This is a genomic window from Paraburkholderia phenazinium (genome assembly GCF_900100735.1).
GTDB classification, from domain to species: domain Bacteria; phylum Pseudomonadota; class Gammaproteobacteria; order Burkholderiales; family Burkholderiaceae; genus Paraburkholderia; species Paraburkholderia phenazinia.
Genome location: NZ_FNCJ01000002.1, coordinates 358379 through 374420 on the forward strand (window position 1 = coordinate 358379; position 16042 = coordinate 374420).

12 protein-coding genes are annotated in these 16042 nt (G+C 61.5%); 9 read left to right on the forward strand and 3 right to left on the reverse strand.

Annotation, left to right across the window (positions count from 1 at the left end):
• Positions 1 to 18 precede the first annotated feature (18 nt).
• The 7 genes from BLQ92_RS05425 to BLQ92_RS05455 all read left to right on the forward strand — a co-directional run bounded on the left by BLQ92_RS05425 (position 19) and on the right by BLQ92_RS05455 (position 11142).
• Positions 19 to 288, forward strand: coding sequence for a hypothetical protein (locus BLQ92_RS05425; RefSeq protein ID WP_244106095.1), 270 nt, complete (start codon positions 19 to 21; stop codon positions 286 to 288).
• A 209-nt stretch (positions 289 to 497) separates the two neighbouring features.
• Complete coding sequence (locus tag BLQ92_RS05430) at positions 498 to 1877, forward strand: efflux transporter outer membrane subunit (protein WP_090682949.1); 1380 nt, start codon at positions 498 to 500, stop codon at positions 1875 to 1877.
• A 203-nt stretch (positions 1878 to 2080) separates the two neighbouring features.
• Complete coding sequence (locus tag BLQ92_RS05435; RefSeq protein WP_090682363.1) at positions 2081 to 4579, forward strand: FHA domain-containing protein; 2499 nt, start codon at positions 2081 to 2083, stop codon at positions 4577 to 4579.
• Positions 4557 to 5930: a beta-barrel domain-containing protein gene (locus tag BLQ92_RS05440; protein WP_090682364.1), complete on the forward strand. Its 1374-nt coding sequence runs from the start codon at positions 4557 to 4559 to the stop codon at positions 5928 to 5930. The genes BLQ92_RS05435 and BLQ92_RS05440 overlap by 23 nt, the downstream gene beginning before the upstream one ends.
• A 76-nt stretch (positions 5931 to 6006) precedes the next feature.
• A complete protein-coding gene (locus BLQ92_RS05445; RefSeq protein WP_090682366.1) occupies positions 6007 to 6759 on the forward strand; it encodes a peptidylprolyl isomerase in 753 nt (250 codons plus the stop codon).
• 34 nt (positions 6760 to 6793) lie between these two features.
• On the forward strand, positions 6794 to 9853 hold the full coding sequence (locus tag BLQ92_RS05450) for a peptidase domain-containing ABC transporter (protein ID WP_090682368.1): 3060 nt from the start codon (positions 6794 to 6796) through the stop codon (positions 9851 to 9853).
• Positions 9850 to 11142, forward strand: coding sequence for a sigma-54 interaction domain-containing protein (locus BLQ92_RS05455; protein WP_090682370.1), 1293 nt, complete (start codon positions 9850 to 9852; stop codon positions 11140 to 11142). The genes BLQ92_RS05450 and BLQ92_RS05455 overlap by 4 nt, the downstream gene beginning before the upstream one ends.
• 15 nt (positions 11143 to 11157) lie before the next feature.
• Here BLQ92_RS05455 and BLQ92_RS05460 read toward each other — a convergent pair whose 3' ends face one another.
• Complete coding sequence (locus BLQ92_RS05460; RefSeq protein WP_090682372.1) at positions 11158 to 11928, reverse strand: PP2C family protein-serine/threonine phosphatase; 771 nt, start codon at positions 11926 to 11928, stop codon at positions 11158 to 11160.
• A gap of 5 nt (positions 11929 to 11933) precedes the next feature.
• Positions 11934 to 12224 (reverse strand): hypothetical protein, encoded by a 291-nt coding sequence (locus BLQ92_RS05465; RefSeq protein ID WP_090682374.1) that lies wholly within the window; start codon positions 12222 to 12224, stop codon positions 11934 to 11936.
• Positions 12225 to 12691: 467 nt separating this feature from the next.
• Here BLQ92_RS05465 and BLQ92_RS05470 point away from each other — a divergent pair, with 467 nt between their 5' ends.
• Positions 12692 to 13222 (forward strand): lecithin retinol acyltransferase family protein, encoded by a 531-nt coding sequence (locus BLQ92_RS05470; protein ID WP_090682375.1) that lies wholly within the window; start codon positions 12692 to 12694, stop codon positions 13220 to 13222.
• A 71-nt stretch (positions 13223 to 13293) separates the two neighbouring features.
• Positions 13294 to 13572: a hypothetical protein gene (locus tag BLQ92_RS05475; protein ID WP_090682377.1), complete on the forward strand. Its 279-nt coding sequence runs from the start codon at positions 13294 to 13296 to the stop codon at positions 13570 to 13572.
• Positions 13573 to 13592: 20 nt separating this feature from the next.
• Here BLQ92_RS05475 and BLQ92_RS05480 read toward each other — a convergent pair whose 3' ends face one another.
• On the reverse strand, positions 13593 to 15914 hold the full coding sequence (locus tag BLQ92_RS05480; RefSeq protein WP_090682378.1) for a PAS domain-containing sensor histidine kinase: 2322 nt from the start codon (positions 15912 to 15914) through the stop codon (positions 13593 to 13595).
• Positions 15915 to 16042 lie beyond the last annotated feature (128 nt).

Below are 16042 nucleotides of genomic sequence, written 5' to 3' on the forward strand. Positions count from 1 at the left end.
ACCGTAATGAACACGCTCATGATCACCGACCTGCCCATCACCGAAGAACTCGACCGCAAGACGATGCGCGCCGTGCACGGCGGCCTGACGGCAGGCGCCCCGATGCCCCAGCTTCCCTCGCTCAGCCAGTTCAAGTTTGGCGACGGCACGACGGTCAGCGCTTCACAGCTGATCAATCAAGGCCTGAGCATCGACAACGTCAATGGCATGGACACGGCCTTCGCGACCGGCGTCTCCTCGACCATCACACCGCATCAGTCCGCCAATAACAGCATCACGCTGATCTGACCGGCGCGTTCCGGCCACAGGGCGCGGTCAAAACGCGCCTGCAACTGATCGTTCTGTCGATACAGTCGCACTTACTGGAGAAAATCGTGTCTGCCTTGTTCTGTCTGGCAGGTGGTCAGCGCACGCCGGTTGCGGCAGTGGCGCAAGAAGATACCGGCAGCGGTACGCGCCTCGAGCATCGAGGCCCGACGCGGCGAGTGCTCGGGGCCATGGCGTTGTGTGCAATAGTGCTATGCGGTTGTGTCGACGTCAGCATGCCCGCCTACCAGCGCCCCGATACGCCGGCGAAGGCTGCGTGGTCGAACGGGAGCGTCGCCGTCTCGGCCGCCGACACAATCGAACCGGACTGGTGGAAGAGCTTCCAGGATCCGTATCTGAATTCGCTGATTGCGAAGGCGATAGCTGGCAATTTCGACATCAAGATCCTTGCCGCACGCATTCAAGTGGCGGGCGCCGAGATCAACGAGGCGCAGGCGGGCGCGCTGCCCACCATGGATGCGGGTGCTGGCGCGAACTTCCAGAAGAGCACAGGCGTGCCGTTCCAGCAGCAATACATGTTGGGGACCCAGGTCAACTGGGACATCGACATCTGGGGCAAGGTCGAGAAGGGCGTACAGGCACAGAAAGCCGAATTTCACGCGACAGAAGCGGACTGGCGTGCGGGATATCTGGAGCTCGTCTCCAACGTCTCCATTACCTATTTCCAGATTCTGCAGTACGACGATCAGATCGCACAGCAGGAGAAGACGTTGGCCACCAACCGGCAGATACTCGCGATCTACGATGGGCAAAGCCGCAATGGTCTGATCCCTCAAACCCAGGTCATGCGCCAGCAGGCCGAAATCAACCGCCTGACCAACGAGTTGCTGGAACTGCGGCGCTCACGCGATCTCGCGAACAATGCGCTTGCCACGTTGATCGGCGTGCCGGCGGGCGAGTTTCAGCTACCGGACGGGCATTTGCAGCAACGCGTCCAGTTGCCACCGGTGCCCGCAGGGTTGCCGGCCCAGTTGCTGGCGCGGCGCCCCGATATCGTGGCCGCGGAATTTCGCGTCCTCGAAGCGTATGACCTGGTCGGTCAGGCGAAGCTTGCCCAATTGCCCACCATCAGTCTGACGGGGCACGCAGGCACGGCGAGCTTTGCGCTGTCCGCCCTGTTGAAGGCGTTCACGTATGGCTTGATGCCCAGCATCGATTTTCCGATTCTCGACCCCAGCGTGCGGGCACACGTGAAGACGACCAAGGCACAGGGCGACGTCGCAGAGCAGCAGTATCGCCGCACGGTGATGGGCGCCTTCGAAGAGGTGGAGAACGCACTCGTCAATCTCGACTCGCATCGCAAGCAACGCGTGGAACTGCAGGAAGAGGTCGCGCGCTTGCGCCTCGTTGCCGATCAGATCGAAGCGCAGTTGAAAGAAGGTGTGGTGTCGCAGCTTGAAGTGTTCGAGACGGAGCGCACGCTGCTCGAAGCACAACTCGCGCTGCTGGCCAATCATCAGCAGATTCTCTCGGATACCGTGCTGCTCTATAAGGCACTGGGCGGTGGCTGGCCCGCAGTCGATGTTCAGGCTGAAGTGAAGGAAAACTAAGTGAATACTCAGATAACACGCAGGCAGCACCAATGGCAATACCAAAGGCAAACGGATAATTGACTCCCGCGATGCGTGTCTTACAATTCGATTGTCATCGCCCGTCCGGCGGTTCATCGCGCCAGAGCATTGGTGCTGCGGGTCTCGCCGGCCCTTCGCTGAACCATTCGTGGCAGCGGATCAACGCTTCGTGATGAAGACAAATGACTCCCGGCGAGGCTCCAATTGCAGAGTTGAGGGTGACCCACGAACGGGAGTTCGATGTGGTGCTCTCGCCTGTCTCGCACCCGGAGCTGGGTACGATCCGCATTGGCGATAGCCTGTTCGCAGTCGGTCGCGGCGAATCTCCCTTTACCGGCTATCCTCACGAACTGATCTCCGTGCTGTCGCGCAGGCACGCCAGAGTCTTCATCGAGCACGGTGCGGCCTACGTCGCCGACCTCGACAGCAAGAACGGCACCTCGATCAACGGCACAAGCGTGCGGCAAACGCCGCACCGCTTGCGCGATGGCGATGAACTCTGCTTTGGCGGCACGCTGTGCTATCGCGTGGGCATCGAACCCTCTGCGCATGCGCAAGCCTGCACGTCACAGTCCGTGATCCTGACGCTCGTTCCCGAGCGCGGCGACCTCGGGCTTCAGCCTATCGAAGTGCGCAGCTTCCCATTTCTGGTCAGCAAGACCGACGACCTGTTCGCTCGCTACAAGACGCACTATCCGCATCAGGTCAATTACATTTCGCGGCGTCACGCGCACATCTTTCTGAAGGCGGGCGTTCCGTGCATCGAGGATCTGGGCAGTACGAACGGTACCTTCCTCGCTGGCAAGCGGCTCGAGGACTCGGCAATTTCCCTACATGACGGTGATGTCCTTGCATTCGGCGGGGACCACTTCGTCTACAAGGTGCAATTGCACAACGCGTCCGACCTCGAGGCTACTGTGACCGTGATATCCGTCTCCGACCCCACCAAGTGCGAACTGCTCGATACCGACAAGACCACCTTCGTCGGCGCCGCGCATTCATTTCTCGAGATCTTTTGCATCGATCAGGTCGCGCAGCGCGAGGATGAGGTCAATGAGGCCGTGTCCCACGTTGCGCACGCACCTGAGCGCGACGCCCAGCTTCCACACAGCCAGCACAAATGGCGCGTGTTCGCTTCCGAGTTGATGCGGGTGTTCTCGGGCGGCGATCGCACGGCGATCCGGCACGGCGCGGTGTGGGGCGTCGCGGGCGTGGCGCTGCTGCTGGTTGTGGCGGTTACGCTCTATATGAGAGGCGCGTCGCAGCGTGAGGTGAAGGCGCTGCTGGCGGACGGCAACTATTCCCATGCCGTGACGGTGGCGAACCGGGATCTCGAACGTCATCCTGCCGATTCTCCGATGGAGGCGTTGGCGAGCGAAGCGCTGATGAAGGCTTCTGTGCCCGAATGGCTCTCGGCATTGCGCAGAGGCGATTTCGATCGCGCGGCGGCGGCGATCGCGAGTGCGAAGACGCTGGCCGAACCCAACCCCGACGCGAAGCCACTCGTCGATGAACTGGCATGGGTGGGCGATCTGGAGCGTTTCGTCGTAGGCAGGGGCGGCACGCAGGCGCCAATCAGGATGAACGCGGACGAAGATCGTATCACCGGGCTGCTTGCGCGCTGGAACGCGGACCCGCAGGCGCATCAACACGCGCTGGACCGGATTTCGTCATACGTGCCCGAGTTCGCCGAGCCATACGCGCAGGCGATGAGCCATTTGCGTGCGCTGCAGAGCGACAATTCCGTGTATCTGCCGGCGATTGCGCGCTTGAACGCGGCGATCGCCACCGAGCTGCCGCGAGGCAACTTCGATACGCTGCGGGCGATGTTTAGCGACTACGCCGAAAAGTACCCGCGCCTTGCCGGTCTGGACCGGCTGCGAGCAGACCTTCAGCAGTACGCCGCGCTCGCCGACGAGGCGCGTACGCGAAAGCTCGCGCCCCTGGTGGCGCTGATGAAATCCGCTCGCTTCACGACGCCACCATTCCAGCAACAGTACCGGCAGCTCGCCGCGACGCAGCTTCCTTCGGATGCGGTGATCCGGCAGCACGACCTCGTTGCTGCGGCGTGGCAGCGCGGCGATGGGCAGCAGGCGCTCGCCGGCTTGCAGTCGATGCCGCCTTCGCCATGGTCCGATGTGCTCGCTCAGGAACGGGCCCACAAGCAGGCCGTGCTCGATCAATTCGGTGCGCTGCAAAAGGCGCGTGGCATGAAGGACTACGACGAGCAATTGCTGACGTTCTACGGCACGCTCGATCCCGTCGATGACGCCTGGTTCGTGCAAGCCATCGGCGCCGACGTGTCCTCGATACGCGACAAGGCGCTCGCTCGCGCTCAAGACTGGCTCACGCATTCCCAGGCCCTATGGCGTCAGTATCGCGAGAACGGTGCGATCGGCGGCGCCCAACGGCTCGAGTCCGGCATCTCCGCACAGTTTCGCAGCCAGGCCAGATTGCTATCGGAAGCGCAGTCGGTCGCGCAACAAGGGATGCGCATCTATACGCAGCTACGCGCCGACCATTCCGGCGACTGGGACAGTCTGCTGAGCGCGATCAACGCCGAGGTCGAATTGCAACGCCGCTCGCTGCAGGAGCTGCGCATGGTGCTGGACCCGGAGCTGTTACGGGCCAAGCTCGCCCTGATCGGAGGCACAGGCAGTGAAGCGGGAAATTCACCTTAAGCCGCTGGCCGAGGCGCTGGAAGATCACAGCGCCGAAGGTATCGCGATCCTGACCGCGGAGCCGGTGCGGCTTGCCCGCGCGCTTGTGCTCGTCATGGTCGGGCTCGTGGTCGCCGGTCTGCTCTGGTCGTTTTTTGGGCGCGCGGACGTGATCGTGAGCGCGCAAGGCACGCTTGCGCCCGAATCGGAGGTGCGCCGCTTCTACGCGCCCATCGACGGTGAACTTGCGGATCTCTACGTCGCCGAAGGCCAGCCGGTCTCGAAGGGCGATGTGCTTGCGCGTCTGAATGCCCGCGGCGCGATCGAGGCGGCGAGCAACGCCTTGCAGGCACAGCTGAAGCTTGAGGAGGCCGAGCGCGAGTGGCGCGAGTTTCCTGAAAAGAAGGCGCTGATGGAACGCAAGGCGGCGGCGTTGAAGGAACAGATGGAAGTGGAATCCAGCCTGCACCAGAATCGCGTGTCGGAGGGCACGACCAAGCTCGCTGAAGGACAGCGCGCGCTCCTCGAGGAGGCGCGCAGCAATCTCGACAACGCGCGGCATGCGCGCGATGCGGCGCGCGACGAACAGGATAAATACGTGCGCCTGTTTGCGCAGCCGGGTGGTGGGGGCGTCGCGGAGCTTCAGGTCGAAGCGAAGAAAAACGCCTATCAGGAGGCGGAAAATGCCTACCGTGTCGCCCAGTCGAAGCTCTCCGAGCTGGATTTCCAGTTGAGTCATGAATATGCGCAGGCCAATGCACAACTCGCCACGAGCGGCGAGCAAGCCACCAACCTGCAGATTCAATACGATTCCGCGGTGCGGGATATCGCCACAGCCGAAGACAAGGTACGGCTGGAACTGGAGAGCGCTCGCCTCGTTGCGGATGCCGCCGCGCGGATTCGCTTCGAGAATATCGACAAGGACAATTTCCTGCTGATTGTGGCGCCGGTGTCGGGCGTCGTCACCGATGTGACTTCGACGCAACCCGGCGACAAGGTTCAGGCCAACACGCCGCTCGGCGCCATTGCGCCGAAGGATGCAAGGCCGGTGCTGAAGATCGAGATTGCCGAGCGCGACCGGGCCTTTCTGCACGAAGGCCAGTCAGTCAAGCTGAAGTTCAATGCGTTTCCGTATCAGCGATATGGGTTGATCAATGGCACCCTGGAGTACATCTCGCCGGCGACGAAACCCTCCTCACAGGACAAGCAGCCCGTCTACGAAGGACGGGTTGCACTCGAACAGAACTACTACCAGGTAGCGGGCAGCCGATACGCGTTGCGTTACGGGATGACCGCCAATGCCGAAATCGTCGTACGCGAACGGCGCCTGATCGATCTCGGCCTCGATCCGTTCAGGCAACTGGCCGGATGACGCAGGTTCGGTGCGCCACAGCCGGCCCCGAGGGTTGGCGTGAGGCATGCAGGCTTCTATTCAAGGAGCGGATGAGATGAGCGTGATAGTGCGGATCGATGACGAAGTCGTGGACGTCGCCGAGTTCATACGTCTACTGAAACTGAGCGGACAGTTCGAGAGCCTGATCGAGCAGGTCGTGCGAGAAAAGCTCACGGTTCACGCGGCGAAAAAACAGGGCGTTCGGCCGTCCGAAGACGAAATACAGGAGCGCGCCGACCAGTTTCGCCGGGTGCGCGGCCTGCATCGCGCGGCGGAGATGAATCACTACCTTGATGCGCTTGGGGTGAGTCTGGACGAGTTCGAGCGCTTCATCACCGACGGCCTGTACCAGGAAAAGATGCTCGCAAGCGTCGCCGAGCGGGCTGCGGTGGAAGAGTACTTTTCGTTGAACTCACCCAGGTTCGATGCGATTGAGGTCAGTCATGTCGTGCTGGATAGCGAGGGAAAAGCACGCGAAATGATCTCGGTGCTGCGCGACGATCCCGACTGCTTCGCCGAGATGGCGCGCGAACATTCGATTGCCGAGACCCGGGACCGGGGCGGCGTGATTGGCAAGGTGCTGCGCGGCTCGCTCAAGCCCGAGGTCGAGGCAAAGATTTTCAATGCCGAAGCGGGAGACCTGCTGGGCCCGTTTGCGTCACCCGACGGCTCCTGCTATGAGATTTTCGCGGTGACGGCGAAGTATCCGGCGACCCTCGACGAGGACGTCGAGGCTGAGATCCAGCGCCTGTTGCGCGAAGAGTGGCTAATGGCGCGGGCCCAGGAACATGTGATCGAAGTGCGTTAGACCCAGCGCTGGCAAGGTCGAGGTTCGCAAGCATATGGATGCACCCCAAACAGCTTCGTCCGCGGTCGACTTCCTGTCGACAGTCGAGATTTTGTCGCCGTTTTCGCGGGACGAACTCGAACGGCTGGCCGCGCACGCCGAGTCCCGGCACTTCGCGTTCGGCGAAACCGTATGCAATGCCGGCGAACCCGCGGACGGGCTGTTTGTGATCAAGTCCGGGTCGGTGCGTATCTTTACCGAGGAACGCGGTAAAGAGATCAGCATGGGGGTGCGCAAGACGGGTGAGATCTTTGCCGACATCGCGATGCTGCGGAACTATCTGCACGAGTCGTCGGTGCGCGCATCGGCGAAGACCGAGCTGCTGTTTATCCCGCGTACCGCAATCGAGCCCGTGATAGGCGCGAACGCCGACGCGTTGGCGTTCGTGACCAGCTATGTCGCCATCAGCTCGGCCGGAGGGTTTGTCACGCAACTGTTCGATCTACGCAGCAAGCTGAACAAGGGCGAACTGGAAGAATGCGTGCGCAGCGTCGGCGCGAAACGGGTGAGCGCGGACAAGGAGATCCTCAGGCAGGGTGCGCGGGAAGACCGCCGGCTCTATGTGGTCCGTCAGGGCGAAGTGCGCATTGTGCGGCACGAAGAGGGCCGCGATTACGTGCTGGCCACCCTGCGGCAAGGCGAGATCTTCGGCGAGAAGGCCTGTCTGCTGCGCCAGGAGCAGATGGTATCGGTCATTGCGAACACGGAGACACGGCTGCTCGTGATCCCCGAGAAAACGGTGCACTTCATTCTGGAGCGCAACGCGAAACTGCGCGAGGCGCTCGAAGAACGGATCCGCTTTGCCGAGCGGGAACTGGAAAGGCAAAAGCGTCTCGAGCAAAGACGCAAGCACCCGGTCGTGCTCGACCTTCATACGAAACCCGAGTCTGGCGAAAAGGTGATCCGGCGTTTTCCGCTCGTCGAGCAGGCTGAGGAGATGGATTGCGGCGCGGCCTGTCTCGCGATGATCTGCCGGCACTACGGTATCTCGATGACGCTGGGCAAGCTGCGCGATCTGTGCAACGTGACGACCATGGGCGCGACGCTGGACAGCCTGGCCCGTGCCGGCGAATCGCTCGGATTCACCACGCGCGGGGTTCAGTGCATCTATGAGTCGCTACGCGGCTTCGAGTTGCCCTTCATCGTGCATTGGGAGGGGTACCACTACATCATCGTGTACGGCACCTCGAAGGAATGGGTGTGGATAGCCGACCCGGCGCTCGGCTTCAGGAAGCTGAGCGTAGAGGACTTCGAGCGGGGCTGGAGCGGCACCTGCCTGCTGTTTACACCTGGGCCGAACCTGGCGCAGATCGCCGCTTCCCGCTCGCCGTGGATCCGTTTCGTTGGATACCTGACCCCGTACCGGAAAATTCTTGCGCACCTCTTTCTCGCGACCTTCGTGATCCAGGTGCTTGGCGTGATTCCACCCCTCATCATTCAGAACATTCTCGACGGGGTCGTCGTGCACCAGAATGTCGGCTTGCTCGAGTTGCTGATCGCCGGGCTGATCGTCTCCAGCGTATTTTCGCAACTGATGGCGACAGTGCGTGCTTATCTGGCGAATTTCATGGTGCGCAACATGGACTTCGCGATGATGTCGCAGTTTTTCAAACATACGATGTCGCTGCCGTTTTCGTTCTTCGCTAGTCGCAAGACTGGCGACATCTTTGCGCGCTTTCAGGAGAACCAGACCATTCGCGCGTTTCTGACCGAATCGACGGTGACGACCGCGCTCAATCTGCTGATGGTGTTCATCTACTTCACGATCATGTTCGTCTACAACGTGAAGATGACGCTGGTTCTGATCGCCTTCGTGATTCCAATCGTTGCGCTGACCGCGCTCGCCACGCCGAAGATCAAGCGTTACGCACGGGAAGTGTTCGCCGCGTCGACGGATGCCAAGGCGTTTCTGATGGAGGCGCTCGCCGGGGTCGAGACGATCAAGGGCATGGGCATGGAGCGTCCGGTTCGGCTGAGGTGGGAAAAGAAATACGCGAAGGCACTCGAAGTGCAATACCGGGGGCAGGCGTTCAACATTCTGGTTGGCCTCGGCAGCCAGTTGCTGAACGCGGCGACCACTATCGCGATTCTGTGGGTGGGCGCCAATCTGGTTCTCGCCCGTGAACTGACCATCGGCCAGTTGATCGCCTTCAATGCCTTCATGGGTAGCGTGCTGGGTCCGCTGATGGGGCTGGTCAGCCTGTGGAGCATGCTCAACGACGCGGGCGTCGCCATGGAGCGGCTCGGCGATGTGCTCGACATCGAACCGGAACAGAAGCCGGAAGAGCTGGCCGCGCGCGTGATCCTGCCGGACCTGCAGGGCGAGATCAGCTTGAGCGGGGTGTATTTCCGCTACGGCGGGAGTGAAAACGAATATGTGCTCGAGAACATCAGCTTCGATATCAAGCCGGGAGAACTCGTGGCGATCGTGGGCCGCAGCGGCTCCGGCAAGACGACGCTTGCCAAGCTGCTGGTCGGCTTTTATGGTCCCAACGAGGGCAAGATGACGGTCGACGGCTACGACCTCAATGTGATCGACAAGGCCTGTTATCGCGCGCAGATCGGCTACGTCATGCAAACCAATCTGCTCTTTTCCGGCACCATCGCAGACAACATCGCGAGCGGCGACGATGCGCCGGACCGGCGCCGCATCGAGGAGGTCGCGAAGATGGCGGACGCGCACGCGTTCATCAGCAAGATGCCGCTCGGCTACGAACAGGTGGTGGGCGAGCGCGGCATCGGACTGTCGGGCGGCCAGATCCAGCGCTTGTGCATCGCGCGGGCGCTCTACCACGACCCGAAGCTGCTGGTGTTCGACGAAGCCACCTCGGCGCTCGATACGCAGAGCGAAAGCAATATTCTCGGCAATATGCACGACATTCTGAAGGGGCGTACCGCGGTGATCATCGCGCACCGCCTGAGTACGATCATGCGCGCCGACAAGATTGTGGTGCTGTACGAAGGGGCCATCGCTGAACAGGGGCGTCACGAGGAACTGGTTCAGCGCAAGGGGATGTACTACCAGCTTATACAGAAACAGCTGAGTGCCGGATGAAGATACTTGACCAGACCGAGGACCCGAGTCCTGCCATCTCTTACGCCGGATTGATCGAGAAGATCGAAATCCTGCGTTCCATGCTGCGCTGGGCGTCGAAGCTCGAGCGCGCCGACATCGAGAAAGTGCTCAGGCAGGCGAGCGCACTGCGTGACGAGGTGATGCAGCTGTCGCACAAGGAGCGTTTCGTGCAGGCAGTGGCGGAGCCGGCGCGCATCGAGCAGTCGCGCGGCGCGCGACGCGAGGCGTTGCTTGCGCGCAGCTTCGTTTTCGAGGGTACCTTCGGCGACAATCCGCAACTGCTCGAATCGCTTGAAATCGCCGAGAAGGCCGCGCCCACTGACTTGCCCGTGCTGATCGACGGCGAAAGCGGCACCGGCAAGGAACTGATGGCGAAGGTGATTCATGCGAACGGCAGCCGTGCGGACAAGCCGTTTATCTCGGTCAATTGCGGTGCGATCCCCGAGAACCTGCTGGAGTCGGAGCTGTTTGGTCACAGGAAGGGGGCGTTTACCGGCGCATCGGGCGATCGCAAGGGCAAGTTCGAAAGTGCGCATATGGGGACGATTTTCCTCGACGAGATCGGCGAGTTGCCATTGGCGGGCCAGGTCAAGTTGCTGCGCGTACTGGAAGCGCATGAAATCCAACGCGTGGGGTCGGACGAGACGATTGCGGTCGATACGCGGATTGTCGCGGCGACTAACCGCAACCTGCGGCGTTTGAGCGAAGAGGGCAAGTTTCGCGAAGACCTGTTTTACCGGCTCAGCGTGATACACATTACTTTGCCGCCGCTGCGCGAACGGCGCGACGAGATTCCGCTTCTGCTTGCCTACTTCAGCGATGAAGCAGCCGGCATCCTGAAGCGCCGTCCGGTTCGATTGACACCGCGTTTGCGCGATTTCCTGCTGACCTATCCCTATCCCGGCAACATCCGCGAACTGCGCAACGTCATGTACCGGATCTCCTGCCTTGCAGGCGATACCGCGGATATCGAGCACCTGCCGGTGGATGTGCGGCCCGGTTCGGCGTCCCCAGCCGTACCTGCTGCGAGCGTGGTGACGAACCTGATGTCGCTCGGCGACGCCAAACGTGCCGCCAGCGACGAGGCCGAGAAGGTATTTCTCGAGCGCGGTCTTCAGGAAGTAGGCGGCACCGTCGCCGAACTGGCGCGGCGCGTCGACATGAACCGCTCGCACCTGCAAATGCTGCTCAAGAAACATGGACTGCATTCGAAGGACTTCCGTCATCGCAACGCCCAGCAGCGCGACGAAGAGCCCGGCAGCAGCTGACGCCCGGTTGCAACGCTAGGGCGCGGGATTCAGCAGGGTTTTGTCCGCGGCGTAGGCGTCTTCGGCACGGACCACGACGGCGGTGATATTGTCCCGGCCGCCGCGGGCGAGGGCAGCCTCGATCAATGCCTCGCAGGCCGCGTGGCAATCGGCTACGGTCAACGCGGCCTGCATCTCCTGCGCACTCAGTTCGTTGCTCAGACCGTCGCTGCACAAGAGGAACATGTCGCCGTCAGCGATTGCCATGGTATTGGCGTCGAGTTCAAGCTGAGCGGTCGCGCCCACTGCACGGGTAATCAGGTGCTGGGCCGGATGATTGATCGCTTCTTCTTCAGTCAGATGGCCGAGCGCCTTGAGCTCTTCAACCTGACTGTGATCCCGGGTCAACTGCCGCAGGTGGCCTTGGCGGTAGAGATACAGCCGGCTGTCGCCCGCCCATAGATAGCCGCAGTAGCCATCGCACGCGAGCAGTGCTACGACGGTACTGCCGATCACGGATACCTGGCGCCGTGCAGCCTCATCCCTAAGCCGCTGATTGACCGTCAGCAGACGCTTGCGGGCATCCGCAAGGTAGCGGGCGATGCTGTTGGGCGTAGACAGGCGGCTTAGCGCATCGACAATCAAGCCGCTAGCGAGATCGCCGACGGCATGGCCTCCCATGCCATCGGCGACCACCCAGCAGGCTCGCTCCGGCTGCTGGAGGCAGGCGTCTTCATTGTGCTCGCGGATGCGGCCCACATCCGAGCGGGCCGCCGATATCCATCTGAATTGACTGGCACAGGTCACGGCATTTACACCGCATGGTTCGTGCTGCGTTCGCCGGGGGAAGCGTTGATGTTCGCATTCGCGCCGGTGTTGTTGACATTGATCGACTGGAACTGGTTGATCATCTGTCCAGCATAGAAGTTGTTGGTGATCTGGTACAGGTTGGCGACGACCGGGCCCACGCTTGGCGTGCTGGGCGTATACGGCTGGATCCAGCCGTATATCCAGGGGGCGCCGTCCCCGCCGCGGATCGTCGTCATTGCCTTGTGGTCGAGCGCGAAGCTGTCTGGAAGGTCGTGAATCGTAATGGAAGCCATGTCGAATCTCCGGGGTGGTCGCCGACTCGCGACCGCGGGTCACGGGGTAGATGGCCGATATGGTGCAAGTAACGTGCTAGCTTTGCGGTGCTTCGCGAGTTTGCCGGTAAACCGTTGATTGCGTGGGCGTTATTTGTAGATCTCGCGCTAGGCGGAGCACCGCGCGAGGCGGAATGTGGGCTCCCCGCCAACAGCGGGGGCAGTCCTTGTGTTGGCGACCCAACACATCGGGCGGACGCGCCGGCACACTCAGGATTTCTTGATGTGGCGGGCAGTCGCCGACAGTTCGGCGCGAGAGGTGTTGGCCACGCGCTGACATACGGGCGTCCGTTGTCGTCGAACATTTGCTGATTATTCAAGGAAATCAATGGCTTGAGCGCGCTGGTCCGGTTGATGCAAAAGAGCTCGCAACAGTGTTGGATATGCGCAAGCGGCGCTTCCACGAACCCGGAACACAGAGGCGAGCCATGAACAGCAATCAACCAGACGTCCTTACCGAACGGCAACGCGCAACGCGTGGCACGGCTGGCGCCTCGTCTGATATTCCGTTCACGGACGAGCAGGACGTACCGCTCGGTGCGCATCTCGTGACGAGCCGTGGTGGCTACGAACACCATGGCATCTATGCCGGCGCAGGCAAGGTCGTTCACTACGCCGGATTCGCTGCCGGCCACTGCCGTGGTCCCGTAGTCGAAGTCGCGCTCGCCTGCTTTGCTGCTGGTAGTGCGATTGCAATCCGCCTTCATCCCTGTGCGCAGTACACGGGCGCCGAGGCAGTACGGCGCGCCCGTTCGCGTCTGGGCGAAAACCGCTACAGCCTCCTGACAAACAATTGCGAGCATTTTTGTGCATGGTGCCTGTCCGGCGAGAGTCGCAGCCAGCAGGTCGAGACTTGCCTCGCGCATCCGCGTGCCGGGCTGCATGTATTGGCGAGTCTGTTCAAGGCCCTTGTTGCAGCGGAATTGAAGGGCATGCACAGGGGTGCTCGTATCGCCTGAGCGCCGCTCTTGGGAGCCTGGGTTGCGAACGAGATGTGGCCTGCGGGCCTGAAGCTTTGAAGGAGAATGACATGTCTGCTGCGGAAAAGTCTTTGCATTGGATCGTCGACAAGTGGCTCGCGCCCACCCCGGCGACGCCGGCACGTATTACCCGCATGGGCCGGACAGGTTCGCGGCGCGGGCGCGCGGTGTGCGTCGAGACGTTGCGTCCGGGCGGCCTGCTCTCGATCGTCTTCTTCCGCCATGATGACGGTTCGTGGAACGTGTTCCCGCCAGCAGCCGAGCGACCGGCGATGAATGGCTACCGGCGGGCCGCCGGAACGTGCGCCTTCACAACATGCGCAGGATGACGGGCAGCCGCCTGCAGGGTCTAACCGGCAGCAAAGGCGTCTCGACTGGAGTCATGACCCGCCTCACGAGGTCCGATGCCGCCGACGAGGGGAACGCGTACCCGGATAGAGGTGCCGTTGCCTGGCGTGCTGGAGATGATGATCTCGCCGCCGAGCATCAACACGCGCTCCTTCATTCCGACCAACCCAAAGGATTGCTTGCCGATCGTCAGAGGATCAAATCCGTTGCCGTCGTCGCGCACTTCCAGCTGGCAATCGAAACCCTTCTGCTCCAGTGTGATGAATACCTGCTTGGCCTGCGCGTGTCGTGCAACATTGGTGAGAGCCTCCTGGACGATTCGGAACAGCGCGATCGCCCGATCTTCGGCAATTGCCACATGTTCTTCCGGCACGCGCAGCCAGCAGGTCCTCTTGCCGTTACGCGAAAATTCGGCCGCGAGCCATTCCAGTGCTGCAACGATGCCTGCGTCGAGAACCGCGGGACGCAATGAGGTGACGACATCCCGGACCACCTGCATCGTTTTGTCGGCAAGAGTCAGTATTTTCTGCACATGGGCGGCGAGCTCGGGATTGTCATGACCGAAGCGGATGCGCAGCGTCGACGTACCCATCCGTAGCGCCGTCAGTTGTTGGCCAAGTTCGTCGTGCAGTTCGCGTGCGATTCGCTTGCGCTCTTCCTCGCGGGCCGTTTCGCGTTGCGACGCGAGTTCCCGCAGCAACTCGTACGATTCGCGCAGGCGCTGCTCGGCCTCCTTGCGCTCGCTGATATCGCGCCAGACGGTCAACGCACTCTGAACGGTTCCGTGCGCGTCGGCTTCGGGTACCGCGTGGACATACCAGCACTGCGCCTTGCCGTCGTTGGTCCAGGCGAGTTCGAATTTGGCCTCCACGCCGCTTGCCATGATCTTCTTCAGCTTTGCCCGGAAGCGCCGGGCTACTTCAGGCGTCGCACCGGCTATTCGTCCTGCCGCTTTGCCAAGCAGCTTCGCGGCCGTGACGCCGCTGACGCGCTCGAACTCCGGATTCACGTAAGTGCGCAGGCAGTTTCGATCGTAGCGGATGATGGGGTCCGGGAAATTCTCCGTTAATGTGCGAAAGAGCTGCTCGCTTCTCTTTAGTTCGTCAATGTCGCGGCTGATCGCGAGCATGCTGGTGACCTTGCCGTCGGGCGCGAATTCAGGAACGATTCGCATGTGCCCCCAACGGACCCGGCCTGAGACGTCATGGAGCAGCACCTCCCCGGTTACTTCGCTACCTGTCTCGGCTACGCGCTGCAGCTGATCCATGTATTGCTGGGTATCGACAAACGACGACAGCTCGGTGGGCATTGTGCCGAGCACTTCGCTGGCGCGGCGGCCCATCAGCTTTAATAACGCCGGGTTGGCGTAGACGCGACGGTAGCTTAGATCGTAGCGGGCGATATAGTCCGGCGAATGCTCGACGACGGCCCGAAAGGCCTGTTCGCTCGCATGGAGCCGCTGCTCCGCTTCGCGACGCTCGGTAATATCGAGCCCGAGTGCAAGCGCCCCCACGATCTCGCCGTTCAACCCGCGCTCGGGCACGATGCGAATGTGATGATGGCGTGGCTCGCTGTCGCCCTCGCTCACGATCATGTCAAAATCGCACTCTATCCCGCTGTCGATCACCGCGGCTATGGACGCCTGATACTGCACGTATTGTGGATCGGACGTATGTTCCGTCGGCTTTTTGCCGATCAAGTCCTGCAAGTGTTTGCGTAGTGCTGCGGAGAGCCCGGAATTCGCGTACACGAGGCGGCATTGCCGGTCATAGCGGCAAATAATATGAAGCGTGTTTTCTGCTAGTCTCCTGAATTTTTCTTCGAGTTCCATTTGCTCGGTTAGCAGTGCTTCGCTTCGGCTTTCTGCGCCGATGTCCCGCACGAGTGACAGGCAGTAGTCTTTGCCGCTGAATTCGACATGGCTGGTGCTAACCTCGACAGGTATCAAGCTGCCGTCCTTACGACGGTGCCTGGCCTCGAACAGAAGGATAGCGGTCTCGCTTCGTTCATCGAGGGGATGGGGCTCCCTTTCGGTTGTCCAGTCTGGATCGATATCCGTTATTTGCAGTTGCAACAGTTCAGCCGCGCTGTATCCGAGCGATCGGCAGGACTCTTCGTTGACATAGACGAGACGGCCATCTTCATCGCTCAGATAAGCGCTCTCGCGTACTCTATCGAGGACCAGGTTTCTCAGGTGCAGACCTTGCTCCTGTTCGACGAGTTGCCGCCGCAGATTGGCCACGTCCTCTCGCAAAGCGGCATTTTGCTTTGTCAGCTCTGTCAAAACGGCATCGGTCACCGAGTTGCTCGCGGATTCGTTCATACGCTGCCTGCTGAACCCATCCAGGATGGCGTCGAGTTGCACCTTCAGGTGGGTATTCGGATAGAGGGGCTAGTGGCTGTCTTTCACCTGTCTTGCAGTTCGACGAGGTCTCCGGCCGGGTTATTCCG